At 60.6% G+C, this 23,588-nt stretch carries 19 protein-coding genes; 16 read left to right on the forward strand and 3 right to left on the reverse strand.

The window, feature by feature from the left end:
- Positions 1–128: 128 nt before the first annotated feature.
- A complete protein-coding gene (locus tag ACQY1J_RS02960; protein ID WP_430249311.1) occupies positions 129–1,478 on the reverse strand; it encodes an LLM class flavin-dependent oxidoreductase in 1,350 nt (449 codons plus the stop codon).
- A 211-nt stretch (positions 1,479–1,689) separates the two neighbouring features.
- Positions 1,690–2,793, reverse strand: a complete 1,104-nt coding sequence (locus tag ACQY1J_RS02965) for an aldo/keto reductase (RefSeq protein ID WP_430249313.1) — start codon at positions 2,791–2,793, stop codon at positions 1,690–1,692.
- Between the two features lie 98 nt (positions 2,794–2,891).
- Here ACQY1J_RS02965 and ACQY1J_RS02970 point away from each other — a divergent pair, with 98 nt between their 5' ends.
- The 16 genes from ACQY1J_RS02970 (at position 2,892) to ACQY1J_RS03045 (ending at position 21,632) form a co-directional block, all read left to right on the forward strand.
- Positions 2,892–3,782 carry a LysR family transcriptional regulator gene (locus ACQY1J_RS02970; RefSeq protein WP_430249315.1) on the forward strand — a complete coding sequence of 297 codons (891 nt, stop codon included), beginning with the start codon at positions 2,892–2,894 and terminating at the stop codon, positions 3,780–3,782.
- Between the two features lie 181 nt (positions 3,783–3,963).
- Positions 3,964–4,662 (forward strand): potassium channel family protein, encoded by a 699-nt coding sequence (locus ACQY1J_RS02975; RefSeq protein ID WP_430249318.1) that lies wholly within the window; start codon positions 3,964–3,966, stop codon positions 4,660–4,662.
- A 161-nt stretch (positions 4,663–4,823) separates the two neighbouring features.
- Positions 4,824–5,969 (forward strand): ABC transporter ATP-binding protein, encoded by a 1,146-nt coding sequence (locus ACQY1J_RS02980; protein ID WP_430249319.1) that lies wholly within the window; start codon positions 4,824–4,826, stop codon positions 5,967–5,969.
- Positions 5,970–5,971: 2 nt separating this feature from the next.
- Positions 5,972–6,892, forward strand: a complete 921-nt coding sequence (locus ACQY1J_RS02985) for a carbohydrate ABC transporter permease (RefSeq protein WP_062459086.1) — start codon at positions 5,972–5,974, stop codon at positions 6,890–6,892.
- Positions 6,892–7,713 carry a carbohydrate ABC transporter permease gene (locus ACQY1J_RS02990; protein WP_062576395.1) on the forward strand — a complete coding sequence of 274 codons (822 nt, stop codon included), beginning with the start codon at positions 6,892–6,894 and terminating at the stop codon, positions 7,711–7,713. Before ACQY1J_RS02985 ends, ACQY1J_RS02990 begins: the two co-directional genes overlap by 1 nt.
- 50 nt (positions 7,714–7,763) lie before the next feature.
- A complete protein-coding gene (locus ACQY1J_RS02995; protein WP_209898227.1) occupies positions 7,764–9,056 on the forward strand; it encodes an ABC transporter substrate-binding protein in 1,293 nt (430 codons plus the stop codon).
- 68 nt (positions 9,057–9,124) lie between these two features.
- Positions 9,125–9,925 carry a phosphodiesterase gene (locus tag ACQY1J_RS03000; RefSeq protein WP_430249321.1) on the forward strand — a complete coding sequence of 267 codons (801 nt, stop codon included), beginning with the start codon at positions 9,125–9,127 and terminating at the stop codon, positions 9,923–9,925.
- 239 nt (positions 9,926–10,164) lie between these two features.
- Positions 10,165–11,169 (forward strand): TRAP transporter substrate-binding protein, encoded by a 1,005-nt coding sequence (locus ACQY1J_RS03005; protein WP_430249322.1) that lies wholly within the window; start codon positions 10,165–10,167, stop codon positions 11,167–11,169.
- Positions 11,170–11,259: 90 nt separating this feature from the next.
- Positions 11,260–11,769 (forward strand): TRAP transporter small permease, encoded by a 510-nt coding sequence (locus tag ACQY1J_RS03010; RefSeq protein WP_062459070.1) that lies wholly within the window; start codon positions 11,260–11,262, stop codon positions 11,767–11,769.
- Positions 11,770–11,771: 2 nt separating this feature from the next.
- Entirely contained in the window at positions 11,772–13,058 is a 1,287-nt protein-coding gene (locus ACQY1J_RS03015) for a TRAP transporter large permease (protein ID WP_244476187.1), read from the forward strand.
- Between the two features lie 152 nt (positions 13,059–13,210).
- The gene (locus ACQY1J_RS03020; RefSeq protein WP_062459068.1) at positions 13,211–13,819 is read left to right on the forward strand and encodes a J domain-containing protein; all 609 of its coding nucleotides are present in this window, start codon (positions 13,211–13,213) and stop codon (positions 13,817–13,819) included.
- A gap of 206 nt (positions 13,820–14,025) precedes the next feature.
- Positions 14,026–14,505, forward strand: a complete 480-nt coding sequence (locus ACQY1J_RS03025; protein WP_192078594.1) for a formate dehydrogenase subunit gamma — start codon at positions 14,026–14,028, stop codon at positions 14,503–14,505.
- Positions 14,502–16,058 carry a formate dehydrogenase beta subunit gene (locus ACQY1J_RS03030; protein ID WP_430249324.1) on the forward strand — a complete coding sequence of 519 codons (1,557 nt, stop codon included), beginning with the start codon at positions 14,502–14,504 and terminating at the stop codon, positions 16,056–16,058. The genes ACQY1J_RS03025 and ACQY1J_RS03030 overlap by 4 nt, the downstream gene beginning before the upstream one ends.
- A 288-nt stretch (positions 16,059–16,346) precedes the next feature.
- Positions 16,347–19,226 (forward strand): formate dehydrogenase subunit alpha, encoded by a 2,880-nt coding sequence (fdhF, locus tag ACQY1J_RS03035; RefSeq protein WP_430249326.1) that lies wholly within the window; start codon positions 16,347–16,349, stop codon positions 19,224–19,226.
- A gap of 305 nt (positions 19,227–19,531) precedes the next feature.
- Positions 19,532–19,849 (forward strand): formate dehydrogenase subunit delta, encoded by a 318-nt coding sequence (locus tag ACQY1J_RS03040; protein WP_062459053.1) that lies wholly within the window; start codon positions 19,532–19,534, stop codon positions 19,847–19,849.
- Positions 19,850–19,976: 127 nt separating this feature from the next.
- Positions 19,977–21,632, forward strand: coding sequence for an OFA family MFS transporter (locus tag ACQY1J_RS03045; protein ID WP_113110030.1), 1,656 nt, complete (start codon positions 19,977–19,979; stop codon positions 21,630–21,632).
- A 65-nt stretch (positions 21,633–21,697) separates the two neighbouring features.
- Here the strand turns inward: ACQY1J_RS03045 and ACQY1J_RS03050 are convergent, their stop codons facing one another.
- Complete coding sequence (locus ACQY1J_RS03050; protein ID WP_430249328.1) at positions 21,698–23,587, reverse strand: bifunctional sugar phosphate isomerase/epimerase/4-hydroxyphenylpyruvate dioxygenase family protein; 1,890 nt, start codon at positions 23,585–23,587, stop codon at positions 21,698–21,700.
- Position 23,588: the final 1 nt, after the last annotated feature.

Raw genomic sequence — 23,588 nt, forward strand, 5'->3', positions numbered from 1 at the left:
TATAGATCCCAGGCCCAGAACAAGTCAACAGGCCTAGTCGCAAAAACTTCAAGAAAAATGCAAGCCGTTGGATTAACATGATAATTCGCAGTTTTACGCGCAAGGAGGCTGTCATGACCCCTTCACGCTCATGATTCACGCGCGGCGGTGAATCGATTGACCGGCATAGAGAGACCAAGGTTCTCGCGCAGCGTCTTTCCTTCGTACTCGTCACGGAAGAGACCGCGGCGGCGCAGTTCCGGGAGCACCAGTTTGACGAAATCATCGAGGCTGGACGGCAGGGTCGGGAACATCAGGATAAAGCCGTCGGCTGCCCGGGTCTCGAACCATTCCTCCATGAAGTCGGCAATCTGGGTGGGCGTCCCGGTGATACCATTGCCGGTGTGCTTTTCCGCATAGTGACGGATCAGCTCGCCGACCGTCCGGCCGCTTTTGACGAAATCCACAAGCTCGTCGAACAGCGCCCGCGAACCGCGTGGCGCCTCGGGCAGACGGTCCATGGGGAACGGCTGGTCGAGAGGAACGCCTGCGAGATCCGCCTCAAGAAATTCCGACAGCATCAGCCGACCGACATCGGGATGCAGCTTGTCGATCATGAAATCGACCTTGGCCTGCGCTTCGGCTTCGGTCTCTCCGACGTTGATGACAATGCCCGGCATGATCTTGAGATCGTCAGGATCCCGACCGTAGGCGGGCATGCGATCCTTGACGTTCGTATAGAAGGCCCGGTTGCGATCGATGTTGGAGGCGAGACTGAAGACGATCTCCGAGGTGCGCGCGGCAAGATCCATGCCGGGCTCCGACCCACCGGCCTGAGCAATCACCGGGCGGCCCTGGGGCGACCGGGCGATATTGAGGGGACCCCGGACCTGAAAATGCTTGCCCACATGGTTGAGCGTATGCAGCTTATCCTTGTCGTAATAGATCCCGGTCTCGCGATCGAGCTTGAGCGCGTCCGCCTCGAAACTGTCCCACAGACCGAAAACGACATCGACGAATTCCGCACCCCGCTCGTAGCGCAGGGCGTGGGGATCGAGTCCGTCGCGGTTGAAGTTATAGCCCGTCTCGTTGTGATCTGATGTCACGACATTCCAGCAGGCGCGGCCGCCGCTCAAATGATCGATCGAGGCAAAGATGCGCGCGACGTTGTAGGGTTCGTAATAACTGGTCGAAACGGTCGCGACCAGACCGAGCTTTTCGGTGGAAACCGCGAGCGCCGAGAGAAGCGAAAGCGGCTCGAAACGGTTCATCTTGGTCGGCTGTCGCGCCAGCGCTGCCGGATCGCCGACAGCGGCCGCGGGAGAGTCCGCCATGAACATGAAATCGAACTTGGCCGCCTCGGACTGTTTCGCGACGTTCAGGAGATGAGCGAAATCATTGGCGCCGTTCACATCGCTATCAGGATGCAGCCATGAAGCGGGATGAAAGCCGAAGGTATAGACGAATGTGCCAAGCTTGAGTTTGTCGCGACGCGCCATGCTGTTATTTCGAACTCCCGATTGATGCCGATCGGTGCGCGGTATCGATCCGCTCTACGCACACTTGCCCGAAGCTTAGCAGCAGCCTCCCGGTCGGCAAGAACCGACCGGTTGTTTTCGCGCAAATACCGCACGCAATCTGAGGGCAAGGGGATCAGCCCGCTCGATATCCCGGCCGACAACGGTAAAACATCGGCAAGGGTCCTGCCCGTCAGGACGGTGCGAAGGGTTGAACCGCCTGACCGCCGAACAAAGTTTCCCGTGGGATTTGGAAGATGAAATACGGATTGAGGAGCGGCAGCATCGTTGCCTGTTCCAGCCGTTGCAAATGATCATCACTCAGTGTGATTGCGAGCGACGCGACGTTCTCCGCGAGTTGGGCGACGCGGCTCGCACCGATCAGAACCGAGGACACGCCAGGTCGGTTCACCACCCATGCAAGGGCAACTTGCGCCGGGGAACGGCCGATCTCGTCTGCGACCGTCTTCACGACATCGACCACGTCGAAGTTGCGCTCGGTGAACAGCATGCCCCCAAACGGATTGTCCCCGTTCAGCCGGCCGTCGCTGTCTCCCTCGCTCGTCGGTGCACCGCTATCGGGCATCGCTGTGGCGCGGCCTGCATCGGCAATCTTGTCGCGACCATACTTGCCGGACAGCAAGCCGGCAGCGAGCGGGCTCCAGGGAACGAGCCCCAAGCCGAACTCTGCTCCTGCCGGGATAAGATCGAGCTCGACGCCTCTGTCGATGAGCGAATAACTGTACTGCAGGCCGATCGGCTTCGGAAGGCCGTGCGCTTCCGCAAGTGTTGCAATCTTGGCGACGTACCAGGCCGGCGTGTTGGAAAAGCCGTAATGCAGGATCTTTCCGGCGTGCACCGCGTCCGCCAGGGTCTGCAGCACCTCCCCGGCGGGTGTCGTGCGATCCCAGACATGGATCCAGTACATGTCGATATAATCGGTTTTCATCCGCCGCAGCGAACCCTCCATCCCGAGCCGGATGTTTTTCGCGCCATTTCCACCCCAGAGCGGCGTGCCCCGCGCGCGGGAAAAACCGGACTTGGTGGCGATCACCAGACGATCCCGGTTGCCTTTGTCCTTCATGAAAGTGCCGAGCATGGTTTCGCTTTCGCCGCCCGAATAGATGTCGGCGGTATCGACGAAGTTGCCGCCGGCGTCGGTATAGGTATCGAACAAATCACGCGACGTCTTTTCACCGGCGCCCCACCGACCGGCGCCGAACGTCATCGTTCCGAGCGCGAGCGGGCTGACGATCAGTCCGGATTTGCCGAGTGTGCGGTAATGCGTGAGATCCATGCGTCTTCTCCATGCTGGTGATGACGAAGAACCTAGCAACACCTGCTCCTGCCGATTAGAGGTTGCGGGCGGCATGAACTTGTGAGCAGCTTGCAGCAATGGAGCGCAACCACCTCAATGATCTCGTGGCGTTCGCGACGGTCGCACGAGAGTGCAGCTTTACCCGTGCGGCCGCGATCCTCGCCATGTCGCCATCGGCACTCAGCCATGCGATGCGCGGGTTGGAAGAGAGGCTGGGCGTTCGGCTTCTGGCGCGCACGACACGCAGCGTGTCTCCGACGGAAGCGGGCGAGCGGCTGCTTCGATCACTGAACCCGGCGCTGGCGGAGATAGAAGACGGCCTGCAGGCAATGGCTGAATGGCGCGACAACCCGTCTGGCACAGTGCGGATCACCACCTTTGCCTATGCGGCCAGGATCGTGCTTCTCCCGAAACTGCCGGGTTTCCTGCTTGCAAACCCGGATGTGCGCGTGGAGGTCAACATTGACGACGGTTTGACCGACATCGTCGCGGCTGGTTTCGATGCGGGCATCCGGCTGGGAGAAACGGTCGACAAGGACATGATCGCAGTCAAGATCGGCCCGGACCTGAGGACGGTGGTCGTCGGCACGCCCTCCTATTTCGAGAGATACCCGCCTCCCCTGACACCCTATGATCTCGACCGTCATGCCTGCATCGGTTATCGGCTGAAGACATCGGGCGGACTTCTTCCCTGGGAATTCCAGAGGGGTGACAAGGACATCAAGATCCGCACCCGCGGGCCTCTGGTCGCCAACGACGGCGATCTTCCGGCTGCAGCCGTACGAGCGGGCGCCGGACTCGGTTACATTATGGAGCATGACGTGGCGGAGGATATTGCGTCGGGCAAGCTCGTCCAGGTCCTCGCCGACTGGTGCCCAAGATTCCCAGGTTTTCATCTTTATCACCCGAGCCGGCGACAATCCCCGCCGGCGTTGCGGGCGCTGATCGCTGCCTTGAAAACCAGTTGAGCAAGGGCTCCGCAATTTGCTACTGGCGCGGTCAGCAACGTGTTTTTGTGCGTACGCTTGATGACATCTCCTTTCGATCTATCTGGACCTCATGAAAATTGTCGAAAAAAGAAGCGACCGGATCAAGTTCAGGGACTGCGTGCGGTTGCTTGAGCGGCCTACGGGTCGGAACGCCATCGCCATGCAGGCAGCATTTGCGGTCGTCGATCTGGCGATCTTGGCATTCTTCCTGCTCGGCCCGTATCTTCGGTCCAGCCCGTCCTATCTGATCGTCGATTACATCATCGCAGCCTGGATCGGCTTGGAGCTCATGGTCCGCGCCGTCGCAGCGCCGTCACTGCGACATTGGCTCGCAAGGCCGTTGACCTGGATCGATCTCGTTCTCCTGGTGACGCTGCTTTTCCCCGACGCGCTGTTCAACTTTGCTTTTCTTCGCGTCATGCGGCTTTGGGCCATCGGACAAAGCCCGTTGCTGAAGGAGGTTCTGCGGCGTGCGGGCTGCGTTTCCTATCTGGACGTCGTGCGCGCCGTGCTGAACTTCCTCGTGTTCCTGTTTCTGATGACCGGGTTCGTTTACACCACGTTCTTCTACAATCGTGACGGAAGCGAAGGTTTCATCGACGCGCTCTACTTCACGGTGGCAACGGTCACCACGACCGGTTTCGGCGATATCACGCTTCCGGGAACGGTCGGCAAGCTGACATCCGTCTTCACCATGATCATCGGCATCTCGCTGTTCGTCCGGCTGGCGCAGGCGATCGTCAGGCCGCACAAGGTCACGTTTCCCTGCCCGCGCTGCGCTCTGCAACGCCATGACGCAGACGCGGTGCATTGCAAGGCCTGTGGAGAGGTGTTGAACATTCCGGATGAGGGCAGCTGAACGAATGACCGGCGAGGTCTCTAACCGCCGTCGACCCTGAGGGGCAGGCGTAGCACCCAACAGTCCACGTCCCACCCTCCTCCTCCGTTACATAACCTTCTCAAAACTGTCGCAACACCGTCATGTCGCGGCTGCATAGCCCCTTCGAAAAGGAGCTCAGAATGCAGCCTCAATCGCTTAACATTGCCAGCATCGGGAAAGGCTTCGGGGCCGACGACGTCCTGAAGGGCATCGACCTATCCATCCGTCCTGGCGAGTTTCTATCGCTCGTGGGCATGTCCGGCTGCGGCAAATCCACGTTGCTCCGGATCATCGCAGGCCTTGAGACCGCGGATCGCGGAACGGTGTCGATCGGCAGCCGCGATGTCACCGATGTGGATCCGTCCGACCGCAATCTGGCAATGGTGTTCCAGTCCTACGCGCTCTATCCTCATATGACCGTGCGCGACAATATCGCGACGCCGCTGCGCATGCGCCGCCTTTCGGTCTGGTCGAGGTTGCCGCTGATCGGGCGCATGATCGCGAATGCCGAAACGCTCCGCGAGATCGACGCTTCGGTGAAAGAAGCAGCCGACGTGCTGCAGATCGGCCACCTGCTCGATCGCAGGCCGGCGCAGCTTTCCGGTGGTCAGCGTCAGCGCGTGGCGCTTGCCCGCGCCCTGGTCCGTTCGCCCTCTGCCTTCCTGATGGATGAGCCGCTGTCCAACCTCGACGCAAAATTGCGGGCTCATATGCGGGGCGAACTCACCAACCTGCACAGCCGCCTTGGCGCCACCTTCATCTATGTCACCCATGACCAGATCGAAGCGATGACCATGTCGGACCGCATCGCCCTGATGTCGGAAGGTCGCATCGAGCAGCTCGGCACGCCGGATGAACTTTACCGGCGCCCATCGACCTTGACCGTGGCGCGTTTCATCGGATCGCCATCGATCAATCTCCTGCCCGTCGAGCTGGACGCATCCGGAGAGATCGTTCTGTTTGGACAAAAGCTTGGCATCACCGCACGAAATGCATGGCCGGGACCTGCGACACTCGGCATCCGCGCCGAAGACGTTTTTCCCGCAGCTGATGGCATCGAGGCAAGCCTCGTGCGGACTGAAACGCAGGGTGCCGACCGTTTCGTCACCTTCAATCTCATCTGCGACCCATCCATTTCTATCGTCATGCGGCAGCGGGTCGGTGACGATCTTGGCGCGGATGCGGATGGAAATGTTCGGTTGGCGTTTTCAAAGGAAGGCGTCCATCTTTTCGGGTCCGACGAGAAGCGCCGCGAGATCACCGTTCACGAACAGGTGCCGGCGTGAGTATGGCGGCTTCAACGGTAGAGGCAATTTCAGAGGCCCGGCCACGCAAATCGTCGACTGCACGCCGCATGGCGCGGCGGGGGCTTTTCTTCGTTGCTCCGGCTGTGCTGCTGATGCTCGCCATCTACATCATTCCGATGCTTGTTCTCGCCGTCTTCTCGGTCACGGACTATCAGCTCGGCGCCATGTCCACCAGCTTCGTTGGCCTCGACAACTTTCGCAAGGCGTTCAGCGATCCGGTATTCTTGCGGGCATTGTGGAACACGGTGCTTTACGCGGTCATCGTCATTCCGGCGGGTGTCATCCTGGCGCTCGGGGTGGCACTTCTCGTCTATAACCGCAAGCGCAGCCGCGGCTTCTGGGAGATCGCCTATTTCCTGCCGGTGACGGCGACGCTCGTTGCGATGGCAACCGTGTTCCAGTTCCTGCTGCACCCCTCGCTCGGCCCGGTCAATGCCGCGATCAAGTGGTTCGGCTTCGAGCCGGTCGGCTTTCTGTCCAACCCGTCGCTGCTGATCCCGACCATGGCGATCATTGGCATCTGGCAGGTGCTGGGCTTCAACATGGTGCTCTTCCTGGCCGGTCTGACCGCGATCCCGAAGGATCTGCACGAAGCTGTCCGGCTCGACGGCGCGAAGAACCCGATCGACCGCTTCCTGACGGTCACATTGCCGATGCTCGGACCGACGATGATGTTCGTCATCGTCACCACGTCGATATCCGCATTCAAGGTTTTCGAAACCGTCGCGGTTCTGACCAAGGGTCGCTCGGGCTCGGAAGTGCTTCTGTTCGCGCTCTACCTTGAAGGCTTCGAATATTCCAACACCGGCTATGCGGCCGCCCTCACCCTGATTTTCCTTGCCATCGTCCTGGTGCTCTCGATCGGCCAGACGGTGCATATGGACCGGAAGGTACATTACTGATGGCCGCGCTCCGCAGATATTTGCCGCATGTCGTTCTGGCCGCCGGGGCCTTCGTGATGCTGCTGCCGTTCTACTGGATGTTTCTGACCTCCATCCGTTCGCCCGCCGAGATCTTCAGCGTCTCGCTTTGGCCGATCCCGGAGAAATTTGCAGCCGTCGACAACTATTCACGCGCGGCCAGTCAGGTACCGATGCTCCGCTTCATGCTGAACGGTGTGATCGTCTGCTTCGGCATCCTGTTCGTGCAGGTGCTGACAGCCGTGCCTGCAGCCTACGCGCTCGCAAAGCTTCGCTTTCCGGGCCGCAAACTGCTGCTGACGCTGGTCATTGCCGCACTCACCGTGCCGATCCAGGCGCTGGCATTGCCCCTCTTCGTGGGGCTCGCAAAAGCGCAGCTGCTGAACACCTATTTCGCGATGATGATGCCGTTTCTTCTCTCGGTCTTTGCGATTTTCCTCTTCAATCAGTCGTTCCGCAGCTATCCCGACGAGATCATCGAAGCCGCACGCATGGACGGTTTTTCGGAACTGGAAATCTGCTTCCGGCTGGTGCTGCGCGGCTCGCTGCCTTCGCTTGCGGCCTTCTCGGTGTTCTCGCTGGTTGCCCACTGGAACGACCTCTACTGGCCGATGATCGTTGTCACCGACACCAATCTGGCGCCGCCGCCGCTCGGCATGCTGTTCTTCGCGGACGTCGAATCCGGAGCGAACTACGGCGCACTCATGGCGGGCGCGACGATCATCACCGCCCCCATGGTTGTCTGCTTTCTTCTTGCCAGAAAACATTTCATCGCCGGCATCACCATGACCGGCGTGAAGTAACTGCTCTAGCCTTAGCCTTCCTCCCTCAACCGAACCCTTCGGAGACGACAATGAACATCAAACGACGGACCGCTCTCGGCGGCCTGGCCCTTGGCCTTGCTCTGACGGGATTCTCCGCGCAGAGCTTTGCAGCGGATGTCACCCTCAACATTCTCTACAACCTGCCGGGCTTCACCAAATTTCATCAGCCGCTGGCCGATGAGTTCATGAAGAACAATCCGGACATCAAGATCAACTTCCTGGCGCCGGCGCCTGGCTATAACGATGGCCAGCAGCAGGTGCTTCGCGCAGCCGTCACCGGCAACCTGCCGGACGTCTATTTCTCCGGCTACAATCTGACGGCGGAACTGGTCCACACACTGGCACCGCGCAAGCAGATCACCGATCTCGCGCCGTTCATCGAAAAGGACGGCGGCCAGGCCTTCCTCGACAAGAACTATTCGCCGAAGATGTCAGCGCTCGGCATGGTTGACGGCAAGCAGTACGGCCTGCCCGTCAACGCCTCTTCGCCGATCATCTATGTCAACGCCGAACTGGTGCGCAAAGCCGGCGGCGACCCGGACAACATGCCGAAGACATTCGACGGCCTGATCCAGCTTGCGAACAAGATCCATGCGCAGGACGCCAAGGTGTCCGGCATGGGCTACGATATCAACCTGTGGCCGGATGACTGGTTGTGGCAGGCGCTCATCACCAATCAGGGCGGCAAACTGGTTGATGAGACCACCAAGACCGTCGGCTTCGACAACGAGATCGGCCTCAACGCTCTAAAGCTCGCCCGACGTTTCGTCACCGAAGGCGGCCAGAACCTGCTTGACTGGGACCAGTCTCGTCAGCAGTTCGGTGCAGGCCTGACCGGCTTCATCTTCTCGACGCCTGCCCATGTGCAGACGATCGAAGCCTTGGTCGGTGACCGCTTCAAGCTGGTGACCTCGACCTTCCCGCTGGATAACCCTGAAAAGGGCGGCGTGCCGACCGGCGGAAACTCGGCCGTGATGCTGACCCAGGACAAGGAAAAGCAGGACGCAGCCTGGAAGTATATGAAGTGGGTGACAGGCCCGGAAGCGCAGAACGTCATCGTTCGCATCACCGGTTACCTGCCGACCAACAAGCTCGCCACCGGTCCGGAATTCCTGGCGCCCTACTATGCCGAGCATCCGAACGTCAAAACCGCTTCGCTCCAGGCTGAGCGCTCGCTGCCATGGGCCGGTTATCCGGGTGGTGATTCCGTACGCATCTGGCGCACCCAGCGCGACATCATCGGCACCGTCATGCGCGGCGAAGTCACACCCGAGGCCGGTCTGAAACAGATCGTCGAGCAGACCAACGCCCTGATGAAGTAATCGCGGACACCATGCCCAAGGTCGCGGGGAGCCTCTCCGCGACCAACTCCTATTTTAAGAGACCGACGATGAAAATTCTGCAGATCACCGATACGCACCTGATGCTGTCAGGCCAGTCCGTGAACGGTGTCGACCCGGAGAAACAGCTGCGCGCTGCCGTGGCTGATGTCCTCGAGAAGCATGCCGATGCGGACCTGTTGGTGATGACCGGCGACCTTTGCAATCACGGTGATCCCGAAGCCTACGACATCCTCAAGGATATCCTGGCGCCCGTGCCGTTCGAAGTGCGCCTGATGCTCGGCAATCATGACGACCGGCCCAATTTCAGGGCGGCCTTCCCTGCCCATCCGGTCGATGCAAACGGATACGTACAGTCCTTCCTCGACACCGAGTTCGGGCGGCTTGTCTTTCTCGACAGCCATGAGGCGAGCGTCATCGGCGGTATCTACGGCGAAGACCGCATGGCGTTTCTGGACGAGGCGCTCGATAGCGCCGGCCAGCACCCGGTAACAGTCTTTATCCACCACCCGCCATTCGACTGCGGCATTGCCCATTTCGATCACATCGGCATGCATGATGACGGGCGTATCATGCGCCGGCTTTCCAGCCACAAAGCAGGCATCCGTCATATCGTGTTCGGCCATATCCACGTTCCAATGTCGGGAACGAGCGCCGAGGGCATCTCCTACAGCTCCGGTCAGGCCTGCGCCCATCGATTCGTGACAGACCTTGCCAATCCGATGCCGTTCTGGACGGGCGGCAATCCCTGCTACCGGATCATCAACCTCGATGGACATGGCCTGCGCGCCTACGCCGTGGAAGTGGGTGAGACGATCACCGGCCAGGCGCCGATCTGCGAAGGGCCTTGATTTCGGACGGTCGAGGCGAAGTCGTGCGCCTCGACCAAAGCCTGCGTCTTGCAGAGCCTGAAAGCAGGCGATGCGTCTTTTCCACCACAGACATCAGCCGTCGATCAGACTGCAACCGAAATACCCCCGGCGAGGCTCTTCTATCGGCCTTGGATGAACTTGACGTCTATCAGGTTTTCGCGGATGGAGGTCGTCCACATGCGCGGATGAGGACGACGCGCTCTACGGGAGGAAAACACGTGTTTCATGCGTTGAACAGACGGACGTTCGCTGGCGCCTTTGCGGCTGCCACCCTTGCAGCGACCTGGGCAACCGGTGCCTTTGCACAGGCCACCGAGGTCAAGATCGCCTACGCGCTGGCGCGCGATTCCCATTACGGCGCCGCCGCCGATGGCTGGGACAAATACGTTACCGAAACCAGCCAGGGCAAATTCAAGTTCACGCATTTCCCGTCCTCCGCACAGGGTGGCGAGCGCGAAGTCATCGAAGGCCTGCAGCTTGGAACCGGCGTCCAGGCCGTCGTCGTCTCCTCCGGGGCACTTTCCAACTTCGTACCCGAGATTGGCGTCACTGATATTCCGTTCCTGTTTCGCGACCTGACGCATGCGCGCGCCGTGCTGGACGGACCGATCGGTGAAGGCATCCTTGAAAAGTTCCGCGATCGCGAGCTGATCGCCCTTGCCTGGGGCGAGCAGGGCTTTCGCCACATCACCAACAACCGCCAGCCGATCGAAAAGCCGGAGGATCTGGCCGGGCTGAAGATCCGCACCATGGAAAATCCGGTCCATATCGCGGCCTTCAAGACGGCTGGTGCCGCACCGACGCCAATGTCCTGGCCGGAAGTCATTCCAGCCCTGCAGCAGGGCGCGATCGACGGACAGGAAAACCCGCTTTCGGTCATCGTCTCCGCCAAGCTCTGGGAAGTTCAGAAGTATCTGACGGTGTCCGGACACGTCTATTCGCCGGCAATGCTGATCGTGGCGCCATCGTTCTGGGAAAGCCTTTCCGAGGACGAACAGAAGATCTTTGCCGACGGCGCTTTGAAGGGCAAGGAAGCCATGCGCGCCTTTGTCGACGCCTCCGAGAAGAACGGCGTGGAAAAGGCGAAGGCTTCAGGCATGCAGGTCAACGTGCTCAGCGACGAGCAGAAGGCCGCGTTCCAGAAGTCGATCCAGTCCGCCTATGACGGTTACTACAAGACCTATACCAAGGAACTTGTCGACCAGATCATCGCCACGAAATAAGCGCGTCAACACTTCGACGGGCGCCCTCTTCAGGTGGACGCCCGTCAGCGGATCGATCCGAGGGGCGGTGCTTCGAGCGCCGGGGATGCAATGCAGAAATTCGAACGTATTTTCGTCGATCTCAATCGCTGGCTGCTGATCGCTATACTGTCTGCGATGGCGATCCTGGTGTTTCTCAACGTCTGCCTTCGGTTTCTCACCAATCAGTCGATCACCTGGTCGGACGAAGTTGCCCGCCACCTGATGATCTGGCTGACATTCATCGGAGCCGGCATTACGCTCAGGCACGGTTCGTTGACGGCGATCGACAACGTCCAGATCGCGGTCGGAGATCGCAAAGCCCGCATCCTTCGCATCATCTCGGCGATCATCATGTTCGCGTTCTTCGCGGTGATGATCTGGGCCGGCAAAACCTACGTTGGCCGCACGATGCTGCAGACGACGCCGTCCACGCAGATCCCCTTCGGCTATATCTATCTCGCGATCCCGATCGGCTTCACCCTTTTGACCATCCATCTTCTCCTGGTTCTGCGCACCTACGTCATCGGCGGCATGAGCGCGCTGCAGGGCGAAGACGACCTCCCGCCGGTTGCTGCCTGACCATGATGATTTCCATTCTCTTCGTTTCGTTTTTCATCCTGATGGCCGTCGGCGTGCCGATAGCCTTCACGCTGGCGATTTCGACCTGGCTCGCCGTCATTCTCGGCAGCCGCTATCCGCAGATCGTCGTGATCAAGGAAATGTTCTCAGGGGTGGACAGCTTCCCTCTGCTCGCCGTCCCGTTCTTTATCCTGGCGGCCGAACTGATGACGGGCGGTGCGCTTACCCATCACCTTCTGCGCCTTGCGGCGCAATTCGTCGGCCGTGCCCGCGGCGGGCTCGGTTATGCCAGCATCATCTCGACAACGCTGTTTGCCGGCATTTCCGGCTCGGCACTTGCAGCAGCGGCCGGACCGGGCGCGATGACGATCCGGATGATGGAGAAAAGCGGTTACGAGAAGCGCTACGCATCCGCTTTGGCTGCGGCTGTGGCGATCGTCGATCCGATCATCCCGCCGTCGATCACCATGATCATCTATGCCCTGCAGGACAATCGCGTTTCGGTCGGCGGCCTGTTCGTTGCGGGCGTCATTCCTGGTCTCCTGATCTCCGCCGCGATGTGCCTGGTGAACTTCTACATTTCCCGCAAGCGCAACTACCGCTCGATGGATCTGCGGCCGACGCTTGCCGAGATGGTAAGGACGACGGTCTACGCGATGCCGGCGGTTGCCCTGATCGTCATCGTCGTCGGCGGCATTCGCGCCGGGTACTTCACCCCGACCGAGGCATCCGTCATCGCGGTGTTCTATTCGCTGTTTTGCGGCATGTTCATCTACCGCTCCCTGCACATGCGGGATCTGCCTGATATCATCTTCCGTTCGGCGATGATCACCGTCGGCATTCTGCTCATCCTTGCTGCCGCACGCGCATTCGCCTGGGTGCTGATCATTGAAGGCGTGCCGCAATATATGGCGGACCTGATCATATCGTGGAACCTCAGCCCGATCATGTTCCTTCTCGCCGTCAACGTGCTGTTGCTGCTTTTCGGCACATTCATGGATCCCCTTCCCGGCGTCATGATCCTGGTGCCGATCCTGGCGCCCATCGCCTTCAGCCTGGGGATCGATCCGATCCACTTTGCGATGATCGTTATTCTCAACCTGACGATCGGGCTGATTACTCCGCCCGTCGGCCAGCTTCTCTATGTCGTGTCGGCCGCGGTCAGGATCAGGGTCAGCGAGATCTCGCGGGAAATGACACCGTTCCTCATCGCCTATGTCGTGATCCTGCTTGTGATCACCTTCATTCCGGCGCTGTCGACCTGGCTGCCCCGTCTCACCGGTTTTTGATTTGAAGCGCCCGGACATGACTGCGGCGACACTCGGTAACCAAGGCCGGATATCGCCACTAAAAGCACAGTTGTTTTCTGAAAAACACGGATAAATGTGGAACGCAGGTTCCCCGCTTGCTGTCATCGCATGTTGCCGCCATATAGACACCCATGACAGTCGATTCGAAGATATTTGTGGGCCTGAAGTCCATCCGCAAAAAGCCTGCGCCGCAGAGCGACACATCCGGGCCGAGATGCCAGTGGGATGGCTGCGAGAAGAAGGGTTCTCACCGCGCGCCGGTCGGCCAGGGCGGCGAAGGCCTGTATCTTCTATTCTGTCTCGAGCACATCAAGGACTACAACAAGGGCTACAACTTTTCCCCGGCCCAGTCGGATCCTGTGGTCGCCCGCTACCAGAAGGAAGCGGTCGCTGGCCAGCGCTCGACATTGGGCACCGGCGTCAAGCAGCCGACCGAGATCCCGATGCCGCTGACGACCCGCTCCGGGTCGGCAAAGGCGCTCAACGCGCGAAAGAGCGCGGAGCAGCGCAAGGCGCAAAAGGCGGAACAGCAGGCAAGAAAGCTCAAGGTTCTCGAAGCAAAGGCGTTCGAGACACTCGGACTTCCGCAAGACGCAACGCCCGCGCAGATCAGGCTCCGCTATAAAGAACGCCTCAAGATGCACCATCCCGATGCAAACCAGGGCAGCCGGACATCGGAAGACGAGCTTCGCGCATCGATCGAGGCGCACAAGATCCTCAAGCTGAACGGCTTCTGCTGAGGCTCGTTCATCGCTTCAGCTGCGCGTATGGAAGTTCGCCGCGATAGCTTTGTTCTATCGCGTAACCGATCTGTACTATTGACCAAAAATTTTCAGATGAGACACTTTCCTGCAGCGTGAAGCTGGGTCCGCCCATCTTGCACGTGTTTTGACCCCGTTGGCTGTCGTGGAGGGCGGCTTGCGGGATCAGCGGGGAGGCCGCTCATATGAACATGCATATTTCCGCCGGTGAATTCACCGCGCGGTCGCTGAGCATTATCGCAAGCCTGAAGCATTTCGAAGGGCCGATGCTGCCCATCCTGCATGCCATTCAGGCGGAGTTCGGTTACGTGCCGGATGAGGTCAAGCAGGTGATCGCGACCGAACTCAACCTGTCTCGCGCCGAGGTGCACGGCGTCGTCACCTTCTATCACGAATTCCGCGATCATCCGGCGGGCCGTCATGTGCTGAAGCTCTGTCGGGCCGAGGCCTGCCAGTCGATGGGCGGCGACCATATCGCGGATCGCGCCCGGCAGGTTCTCGGGATCGACTTTCACCAGACGACGCTCGATGGCGCGGTGACGCTGGAACCGGTCTACTGTCTCGGCCTCTGCGCCTGCGCACCGGCCGCAATGATGGACGGCGAACTCTATGGTCGGGTCGACGAGCAGTGTCTCGGCGACATGGTACGGGAGGCAAGGCGATGACGGTTACGATCTTCGTTCCGCGCGATGCCGCAGCTCTGGCGCTTGGCGCAGACAGGGTGGCAAAGGCCATCGCGCAGGAAATCGAAAGCCGCGGGTTGGATGCAAGACTGGTGCGCAACGGCTCGCGCGGCATGGTCTGGCTGGAGCCGCTGGTCGAGGTCGAGACGGACAGAGGGCGCGTTGCCTACGGTCCGGTCAAGACCGGCGACGTGGCGGGTCTGTTCGATGCCGGGTTGATGGATGGCGGAGGCCACGACCTCTGTCTCGGGCTGACGGAGGAAATTCCTTTCCTTCGTCAGCAGACCCGGCTGACCTTTGCCCGCTGCGGCATCACCGATCCCCTGTCGCTCGAGGATTACCAGCGGCACAACGGACTTGTGGGTCTTCGGAACGCCATCGCGATGTCGCAGGCCGAGATCGTCGCTCAGGTGACCGACAGCGGACTTCGCGGCCGCGGCGGTGCCGGTTTTCCGACCGGCATCAAGTGGAAGACGGTGATGGACGCGCCGGGCGCCCAGAAATACATCGTCTGCAATGCCGACGAGGGCGACAGTGGCACGTTTGCCGACCGGATGATCATGGAGGGCGACCCCTTCGTGCTGATAGAGGGCATGGCGATATCAGGCATCGCAACCGGTGCCACGAAGGGTTACGTCTACACCCGCTCGGAATATCCACACGCCATCGCCACGATGAGCGAAGCCGTCGAGATCGCCCGCGCGGCTGGCATCCTCGGGCCTTCGGTGATGGGCTCGGCCTACGCCTTCGACATCGAGATCCGCTCCGGCGCCGGCGCCTATGTCTGCGGCGAAGAAACGTCGCTCTTGAACTCTCTGGAAGGAAAGCGCGGCGTCGTCCGGGCAAAACCGCCGCTGCCGGCTTTGCAGGGCTTTCTCGGCCGGCCGACGGTGGTCAACAACGTCATCTCGCTTGCCTCCGTGCCTGTGATAATGGAGCGCGGCGCCGAATTTTACAGGGACTTCGGCATGGGCCGCTCACGCGGCACGATCCCGATCCAGATCGCCGGCAACGTCAAGCATGGCGGCCTGTTCGAGACGGCTTTCGGGCTGACCCTCGGCCAGATCATCGATGATATCGGTGGCGGCACGGCGACCGGGCGGCCGGTCAAGGCGGTGCAGGTGGGCGGCCCGCTCGGCGCTTACTTCCCACGCGAGCTGTTCGATACGCCCTTCGACTACGAGGCATTTGCCGAAAGAGGCGGGCTGATCGGCCATGCCGGCATCAGCGTTTTCGATGACAGTGCCGACATGCTGAAACAGGCCCGTTTCGCGATGGAGTTCTGCGCCATCGAAAGCTGCGGCAAGTGCACCCCCTGCCGGATCGGCTCCACCCGCGGCGTCGAGACGGTCGACAAGATCCGCGCCGGCATCGAGCCTGACAAGAACAAGGTGCTGCTGGAGGATCTCTGCAACACGATGAAGTTCGGCTCGCTCTGCGCGCTCGGCGGCTTCACGCCCTATCCTGTGATGAGCGCGATGAACCATTTTCCGGAGGATTTTGCGCCGGCACCGATGGTGGAGGCCGCGGAATGATGAGGAGTGCTCTGCATAGCAGACGAAAAGCCAACGATTTGGCTTTTCGAATGACGAATGCCCGCAGCTATAGCGAAGGGCGGGCAGCAAGACCCCTCCCGCTCGCTGTGCTCGCCGCCCTCCCCACAGGTGGGAGGGCTCAGATCGCTGCACTCGCTCGTTTCCGATTGGGTGAAGTCGGTGCGGCATCTGTTCGCCCCCCTTTTGGGGGAGATGGCCGGCAGGCCAGAGCGGGTCTTTCTCCCCGCCGCCCAATCCGCACCAACATGTTCAAACAGGAGACGCATCATGTCCCTCGTTCATGAAATCGACTACGGCACACCCGTTTCGAAATCCACCGAGACGGTGACGCTGACCATCGATGGTCGCCAGATCACCGTTCCCGCAGGCACCTCGATCATGCGGGCCTCGATGGAGGCCGGGATCCAGGTGCCCAAGCTCTGCGCCACCGACATGGTGGATGCGTTCGGGTCCTGCCGGCTCTGTCTCATCGAGGTCGAGGGCCGCAACGGAACTCCGGCCTCCTGCACCACGCCGGTCGCGCCCGGGATCGTCGTCCACACGCAGACGGAGCGGCTGAAACAGATCCGCAAGGGCGTGATGGAGCTCTATATCTCCGACCACCCGCTCGATTGCCTCACCTGCGCCGCTAACGGAGACTGCGAGCTGCAGGACATGGCGGGTGCCGTCGGGCTTCGCGACGTTCGCTATGGCTACGAGGGCGACAACCATGTGAGGGCCCGGACCGACGGCGCCATCAATGCCAAGTGGATGCCGAAGGACGAGTCGAACCCTTACTTCACCTACGACCCTTCCAAATGCATCGTCTGTTCGCGCTGCGTGCGCGCCTGCGAGGAAGTGCAGGGAACGTTTGCGCTGACGATCGAGGGCCGCGGTTTCGAAAGCCGTGTCTCGCCCGGTGCGCACGAACATTTCCTCGATTCCGAATGCGTCTCCTGCGGTGCCTGCGTGCAGGCCTGTCCGACGGCGACGCTAACCGAGAAATCGGTAATCGCCATCGGCCAGCCCGAGCATTCGACGGTCACGACCTGCGCCTATTGCGGTGTCGGCTGTTCGTTCAAGGCTGAAATGCGCGGCGAAGAACTGGTACGGATGGTACCGTGGAAGGACGGCCAGGCCAATCGCGGCCATTCCTGCGTCAAGGGACGGTTTGCCTATGGCTATGCGAGCCACAAGGACCGCATCCTCAATCCGATGATCCGCGAGAAAATTTCCGATCCGTGGCGGGAAGTCAGCTGGGAAGAAGCGTTCAGCCATGTCGCCTCGGAGTTCCGGCGCATCCAGTATCAGTATGGCCGCGAATCGATCGGCGGCATCACCTCGTCGCGTTGCACCAACGAAGAGACATTCCTCGTCCAGAAGCTGATCCGGGCCGGTTTCGGCAACAACAATGTCGATACCTGTGCCCGCGTCTGCCATTCGCCGACCGGTTATGGGCTCGGCCAGGCTTTCGGAACCTCGGCCGGAACGCAGAATTTCGACAGCGTCGAGCACACCGACGTGGTCATGATCATCGGCGCCAATCCGACCGACGGGCATCCGGTGTTCGGTTCGCGGCTGAAGAAGCGGTTGCGGCAGGGTGCAAAACTCATCGTCATCGATCCGCGCCGCACCGATATCGTCCGCTCGGCCCATGTCGAGGCGGCGTTCCACCTCCCCCTGAAGCCAGGCACCAATGTGGCTGTCATGACGGCGCTGGCGCATGTCATCGTCACCGAGGGGCTGTTTGCCGAAGCGTTCATCCGCGAGCGCTGCGACTGGTCGGAATTCGAGGATTGGGCAGCGTTTGTTTCGGAAGACGCGCACAGCCCGGAAGCGACGGAGGCCTATACCGGCGTGCCGGCAGATCTGCTGCGCGGTGCGGCCCGGCTGTTTGCGACCGGCGGCAATGGTTCGATCTATTACGGTCTCGGCGTCACCGAGCACAGCCAGGGCTCGACGACGGTGATGGCGATCGCGAACCTTGCCATGGTTACCGGCAATCTCGGCCGGCCCGGCGTCGGCGTCAATCCGCTGCGGGGACAGAACAACGTCCAGGGCGCCTGCGACATGGGCTCCTTCCCGCACGAACTGCCGGGCTATCGCCACATCTCCGACGATGCCACCCGCGAGACGTTCGAGAAACTGTGGGGTGTAACGCTCAACAACGAGCCGGGCCTGCGCATCCCTAACATGCTGGATGCCGCGGTCGAGGGCACGTTCAGGGGCATCTACATCCAGGGCGAGGATATCCTGCAGTCCGACCCCGACACGAAACACGTGTCAGCCGGGCTCGAGGCGATGGAATGCGTCGTCGTGCACGACCTGTTCCTCAACGAAACCGCCAATTACGCGCATGTCTTTCTGCCCGGCTCGACCTTCCTCGAAAAGGACGGCACGTTCACCAACGCGGAGCGCCGTATCAACCGGGTTCGCAAGGTGATGAGCCCGAAGAATGGCCTTGCCGACTGGGAAGTGACGCAGAAACTGGCGCAGGCGATGGGGCTGCCGTGGAACTACACCCATCCGTCGCAGGTGATGGACGAGATCGCCGCTACGACCCCGAGCTTTGCCAAGGTCTCCTACGACTATCTGGAAGAGATGGGCTCGGTGCAGTGGCCCTGCAACGAAGCGCATCCGCTGGGTTCTCCGATCATGCATGTCGACGGCTTCGTGCGCGGCAAGGGCAAGTTCATCCGCACGGAATATGTCGCGACCGACGAACGCACCGGGCCGCGTTTCCCGCTTCTGCTCACCACCGGCCGTATTCTGTCGCAGTACAACGTCGGGGCGCAGACGCGGCGGACCGACAACGTCGTCTGGCATGCGGAAGACCGTCTGGAAATCCATCCGCACGACGCCGAGCAGCGTGGCATCAAGGACGGCGACTGGATCAAGCTTGCCAGCCGGGCCGGCGATACGACACTGCGGACTCTCATCACCGACCGCGTGGCGCCGGGTGTCGTCTACACCACCTTCCACCATCCCGATACGCAGGCGAATGTGATCACCACCGACTATTCCGACTGGGCTACCAACTGTCCGGAATACAAGGTTACGGCAGTGCAGGTGTCTCCTTCCAATGGCCCGACGGAGTGGCAGCAGGACTACGGCGACCTGTCGCGCAGATCGCGACGCATCGCAGGTAAAATGGAGGCTGCCGAGTAATCGGAATTACCAATTGAAAATAGGCAATCGGTGAGGCCGCAGGGCTCTTGCAAACAGGTCAAGAACCAGATTAAGGGGGAGTGCCAATTTGTCGCAGAGTCCTATGACGCCACTGTTCGTCGCAAGTGCAGTTCTTGAAACTAGCCGTCGTAACGGAAACAGTGCAACTCGCTCAACCTCGGTACCAGCCAATCATACGATAGGTTTCAGCTATCACTGCAGCCGCGCTTCAACTGCGCGGATCTCCGGACCGTATCCGGCTGCTGCAATGACGGGTCGCCTGATCGCCATCGGAGCTTTTTCCGATGGTGCATGATCAGTTGGACGACACAGTGCCACATGAAACCCACGGCCACGAAAAGCTGGTCCGGATGGCAAACCAGATCGCCACGTTTTTCTTATCCCAGCCGGAGAGCGTGCGAACCAATGGCGTTGCGACGCATATCAACAAATTCTGGGAGCCGCGCATGCGCCGGCACCTATTCGAGCATCTCGATGCCGGCGGCGCAGGATTGCTGCCGCTTGTCGTCGAGGCTTCGACACTGATCCGCCGACCGGCAGAACCGAGCGGGACGGGTATGGGAACCAAAGAGGGAACGACCGGGGGTGTTTCCGGACGTTAGGGAACGGGGCCAGATGAAACCGCTTTCCGGGAGATCACACCGGAAAGCAAAGCGTAAGCTCGCCTTCAGCTGGAGGGCGGTGGTGAGCTCACGTTGAAAGCCATTACTCAGAGAGGGATCTTCTTTTATGGCAATTGCAGGAACAGCAGGAGGCCGCGCCGAAAGCGCCGGTCTCCTGGAGAAGGAACGTATTATCGCAAAACCGGGCTTCAACCGTTGGCTTGTGCCGCCGGCAGCCCTCGCTATCCACCTTTGCATCGGCATGGCCTACGGCTTCAGCGTCTTCTGGCTGCCGCTTTCGCGCGCCATTCCAGGTGCAGCCGACCCGTCATGCACCGGAATGAGCCTGCTGACGGCCCTGGTTACAACAAGCTGCAACTGGCGCGTTGCCGATCTCGGCTGGATCTACACGCTGTTCTTCGTGTTGCTGGGCTGCTCGGCTGCCATTTGGGGCGGCTGGCTTGAAAAGGTCGGTCCACGCAAGGCTGGTTTCGTCTCCGCCTGCTGCTGGTGCGGTGGCATTCTCGTCGCAGCCATGGGCGTCATGACCCATCAGCTGTGGATGATGTGGGTCGGCGCCGGCGTTATCGGCGGCATCGGTCTCGGTCTCGGCTATATCTCGCCGGTGTCAACGCTGATCAAGTGGTTCCCGGACCGTCGCGGCATGGCGACAGGCATGGCGATCATGGGCTTCGGCGGCGGCGCAATGATTGGCGCTCCGCTCGCAAACCTTCTGATGAACTTCTTCAAGACCGACGTGTCTGTCGGTGTGTGGCAGACTTTCATCGCCATGGCTGCGATCTATTTCTGCTTCATGATGGGCGGCGCCTTCGGCTACCGCATCCCGCCTGCAGGATGGCGTCCTGAAGGCTGGACACCGCCGGCTTCCAAGTCGACGATGATCACCACGAAACACGTTCACCTGCGTGACGCCCACAAGACAAAGCAGTTCTGGCTGATCTGGGCCGTGCTTTGCCTGAACGTCTCAGCTGGTATCGGCGTTATCGGCATGGCATCGCCGATGCTGCAGGAAATCTTCGCCGGTTCGCTGATCGGTCTGCCGGACGTCGCGTTCGCGCAGCTCGACGCTGGACAGAAGGCACAGATCGCAGCAATCGCTGCAGGCTTCACCGGCCTTCTGTCGCTCTTCAACATTGGCGGACGCTTTGTCTGGGCCTCGCTCTCCGACAAGCTCGGCCGCAAGAACACCTACTATACGTTCTTCATCCTCGGCATCATCCTCTATGCCACCGCACCGACACTTGCCAACCTCGGCAACAAGGGTCTGTTCGTTCTGGCATTCGGCATCATCCTTTCCATGTATGGCGGCGGCTTCGCAACCATCCCGGCCTATCTTGCCGATATCTTCGGAACCCAGTTCGTCGGCGCGATCCATGGTCGTCTTCTGACTGCCTGGGCGACTGCCGGCATCGTCGGTCCGGTCGTGGTGAACTACATCCGTGAAGCGCAGATTGCTGCCGGCGTTGCGCCGGGACCGGCTCTCTACACCGGAACGATGTATATCCTTGCAGGCATGCTCGTTCTTGGCCTTATCGCCAACTCGCTCGTGCGGCCGCTTGCCGACAAGTGGTTCATGTCGGACGACGAGGTTGCCTCGCTGCAGGCAAAGACTGCGGCTGCAAATGCCGGCCCGACCGGCTCGTTCGGCATCGGCAAGGGCGGCTTCTCCGCTCAGGCCGCTCTCGCCTGGGCCGTCGTCGGCATCCCCATGATCTGGGGCATCTGGGTCACGCTGAAAAGCAGCCTGGTTCTGTTCGGCTAAGCCAAAAACGCATGAGGGGCCGGCCCACCCGGCCGGCCCCTCATCACCAAAGCCTCCCGCGACGCCTAAAGCCGTGGCACACCTTCCGGCCTGATCTGCTTCTTCAGGGCCGCGATACGGAAGATCGCGTTTGCTGCGCCATAACCACGATAATCGCGCCGCTCAACGATCTCGAAGAAGAAGCCCTCACCGAACGTGCCGCTATAGAGCTGGAAATACTCGCCGTTCTCGTCGCGGTCGTAGAGAATGTTCTCCGCCTTCAGCCTCTCCGTCAGGTCGGGATCGAGACCAAAGCGGGTTTCCACATCGCCATAATAGTTCGGCGAGATCGGCAAGGGCCGGAAGCCGTTCGCCTTCAAGGCTGCGGCCGTCGCAAAGATATCCGCAGTTTCGAATGCCAGATGCTGGATGCCGGACCCGAATGTCTCCGCAATAAAATGCCCAGCAAGCGTTCGCCGGTTTTCCGCACCATTGAGGGTAATGCGAAGGTAGCCTTGCGGCGCTTCGACAACCTGGCTGCGCACCACGCCCGATGGGTCGATGATATCGACCATCGGCGTCTTCTGCATCTCGAAGATCGAGGTGTAGAAAAGCACCCAGGTGAGCATCTCCTCATACGCTACCGTCTGGGCGATATGATCGACGCTCAGGAGGTGGGCATCCTGCTTCTTATGCTCATCATCGACTGGGGCGAAATCGATATCCCAAATTCTGGAAAGATCTGTCTTGTCGTCGAGCAGGTAGATCAGCCCGCCGCCGACACCACGGATAGAGGGGATTGTTACCTCGCCGGTTTCGACCGGTTGATTGAACACTTCGGCGCCCAATGCCACCGCACGATCCATCGCATCGTGTGCGTCGTCCACCTTCAACGCCATTGCGTAGGCCGACGTCCCGTGGACGGCGTAGGATGCGCTGGCAAACCCCATCTCGTCCGTATTCAGCAGCAGTTTGATATTGCCCTGCGAGAACACGCTGACTTTTTTGCTGCGGTGTTGTGCGGACTTCGAAAAACCGAGCGTGCGCAGGATGCCGGCCAGTTCTCCCGCGTCCGCCTCGCTTGCCGAAAACTCAACGAAACCGACCCCTTGCACGGCGCTGCGGTCCGGCATGACCGGGAGGGTCAGGCCCGAAGCATTCGGATTGCGTCGCACCCGATCTCCAAGCGTGATCAGTGATCGGTGACCATCTGCGGCAATCGCTTTTGCCGAGCCGCCGCGGAACTGGTCGTTGAAGATCTCCAGCGAGAAATAGCCGTCATAGCCGGTTTCAGCGACGGCGCTGGTAAACGCTTCGACCTGCAGATCCCCCTCGCCCGGCATGTTGCGGAAGTGCCGGCTCCAGTAAAGCAGATCCATATCGATCAACGGCGCATCGGCCAGCTGCACGATGAAGATCTTTTCCTTCGGGATGGAGCGGATCGAATTGATGTCGATCTGCCGCGACAGAGTGTGGAAGCTGTCGAGGATGATGCCGATATTCGGGTGGTTGGTGCGCCGCACGACCTCCCAGGCATCGCGATGATCGGAAATGTGTTTGCCCCAGGCGAGCGCCTCGTAACCGACTTTGAGACCACGCTTGGCAGCACGTTCGCCCAGTTCGTGAAAATCCGCCACCGCCCGGTCGATACCGCCGAGCGCGAGCGGCGACACGTTCGAGCAGACGAGAACCAGATCGGTGCCCAGTTCCTGCATGATGTCGAACTTGCGTTCCGCCCGGTCGAACAGGCGCGAGCGGTGCGGTTCCGGCATGCCCTCGAAATCACGGAACGGCTGGAACAGGGTAATCTCAAGGCCGTGATCGCGCACCATGCGGCCGACATCGGCAGGCGTACCGTCGAAGGCCAGGAAGTCGTTTTCGAAGATCTCGACACCACTGAACCCCGCCTGCGCGATCGCTGCAAGTTTTTCCGGGAGTTCGCCGCTGATCGATACGGTCGCTATGGACGTCTTCATG

Origin of the sequence: Neorhizobium sp. DAR64860/K0K1, from assembly GCF_050500205.1 — a bacterium.
Lineage (GTDB): Bacteria > Pseudomonadota > Alphaproteobacteria > Rhizobiales > Rhizobiaceae > Neorhizobium > Neorhizobium soli.

Excerpts from the sequence above, each read along its gene's own strand:
- ACQY1J_RS02960 (WP_430249311.1), bottom strand. The coding sequence starts at position 1,478 with ATGGCGCGTCGCGACAAACTCAAGCTTGGCACATTCGTCTATACCTTC.
- ACQY1J_RS02965 (WP_430249313.1), bottom strand. The coding sequence starts at position 2,793 with ATGGATCTCACGCATTACCGCACACTCGGCAAATCCGGACTGATCGTC.
- ACQY1J_RS02970 (WP_430249315.1), top strand. The coding sequence starts at position 2,892 with ATGGAGCGCAACCACCTCAATGATCTCGTGGCGTTCGCGACGGTCGCA.
- ACQY1J_RS02975 (WP_430249318.1), top strand. The coding sequence starts at position 3,964 with ATGCAGGCAGCATTTGCGGTCGTCGATCTGGCGATCTTGGCATTCTTC.
- ACQY1J_RS02980 (WP_430249319.1), top strand. The coding sequence starts at position 4,824 with ATGCAGCCTCAATCGCTTAACATTGCCAGCATCGGGAAAGGCTTCGGG.
- ACQY1J_RS02985 (WP_062459086.1), top strand. The coding sequence starts at position 5,972 with ATGGCGGCTTCAACGGTAGAGGCAATTTCAGAGGCCCGGCCACGCAAA.
- ACQY1J_RS02990 (WP_062576395.1), top strand. The coding sequence starts at position 6,892 with ATGGCCGCGCTCCGCAGATATTTGCCGCATGTCGTTCTGGCCGCCGGG.
- ACQY1J_RS02995 (WP_209898227.1), top strand. The coding sequence starts at position 7,764 with ATGAACATCAAACGACGGACCGCTCTCGGCGGCCTGGCCCTTGGCCTT.
- ACQY1J_RS03000 (WP_430249321.1), top strand. The coding sequence starts at position 9,125 with ATGAAAATTCTGCAGATCACCGATACGCACCTGATGCTGTCAGGCCAG.
- ACQY1J_RS03010 (WP_062459070.1), top strand. The coding sequence starts at position 11,260 with ATGCAGAAATTCGAACGTATTTTCGTCGATCTCAATCGCTGGCTGCTG.
- ACQY1J_RS03015 (WP_244476187.1), top strand. The coding sequence starts at position 11,772 with ATGATGATTTCCATTCTCTTCGTTTCGTTTTTCATCCTGATGGCCGTC.
- ACQY1J_RS03020 (WP_062459068.1), top strand. The coding sequence starts at position 13,211 with ATGACAGTCGATTCGAAGATATTTGTGGGCCTGAAGTCCATCCGCAAA.
- ACQY1J_RS03025 (WP_192078594.1), top strand. The coding sequence starts at position 14,026 with ATGAACATGCATATTTCCGCCGGTGAATTCACCGCGCGGTCGCTGAGC.
- ACQY1J_RS03030 (WP_430249324.1), top strand. The coding sequence starts at position 14,502 with ATGACGGTTACGATCTTCGTTCCGCGCGATGCCGCAGCTCTGGCGCTT.
- fdhF (WP_430249326.1), top strand. The coding sequence starts at position 16,347 with ATGTCCCTCGTTCATGAAATCGACTACGGCACACCCGTTTCGAAATCC.
- ACQY1J_RS03040 (WP_062459053.1), top strand. The coding sequence starts at position 19,532 with ATGGTGCATGATCAGTTGGACGACACAGTGCCACATGAAACCCACGGC.
- ACQY1J_RS03045 (WP_113110030.1), top strand. The coding sequence starts at position 19,977 with ATGGCAATTGCAGGAACAGCAGGAGGCCGCGCCGAAAGCGCCGGTCTC.
- ACQY1J_RS03050 (WP_430249328.1), bottom strand. The coding sequence starts at position 23,587 with ATGAAGACGTCCATAGCGACCGTATCGATCAGCGGCGAACTCCCGGAA.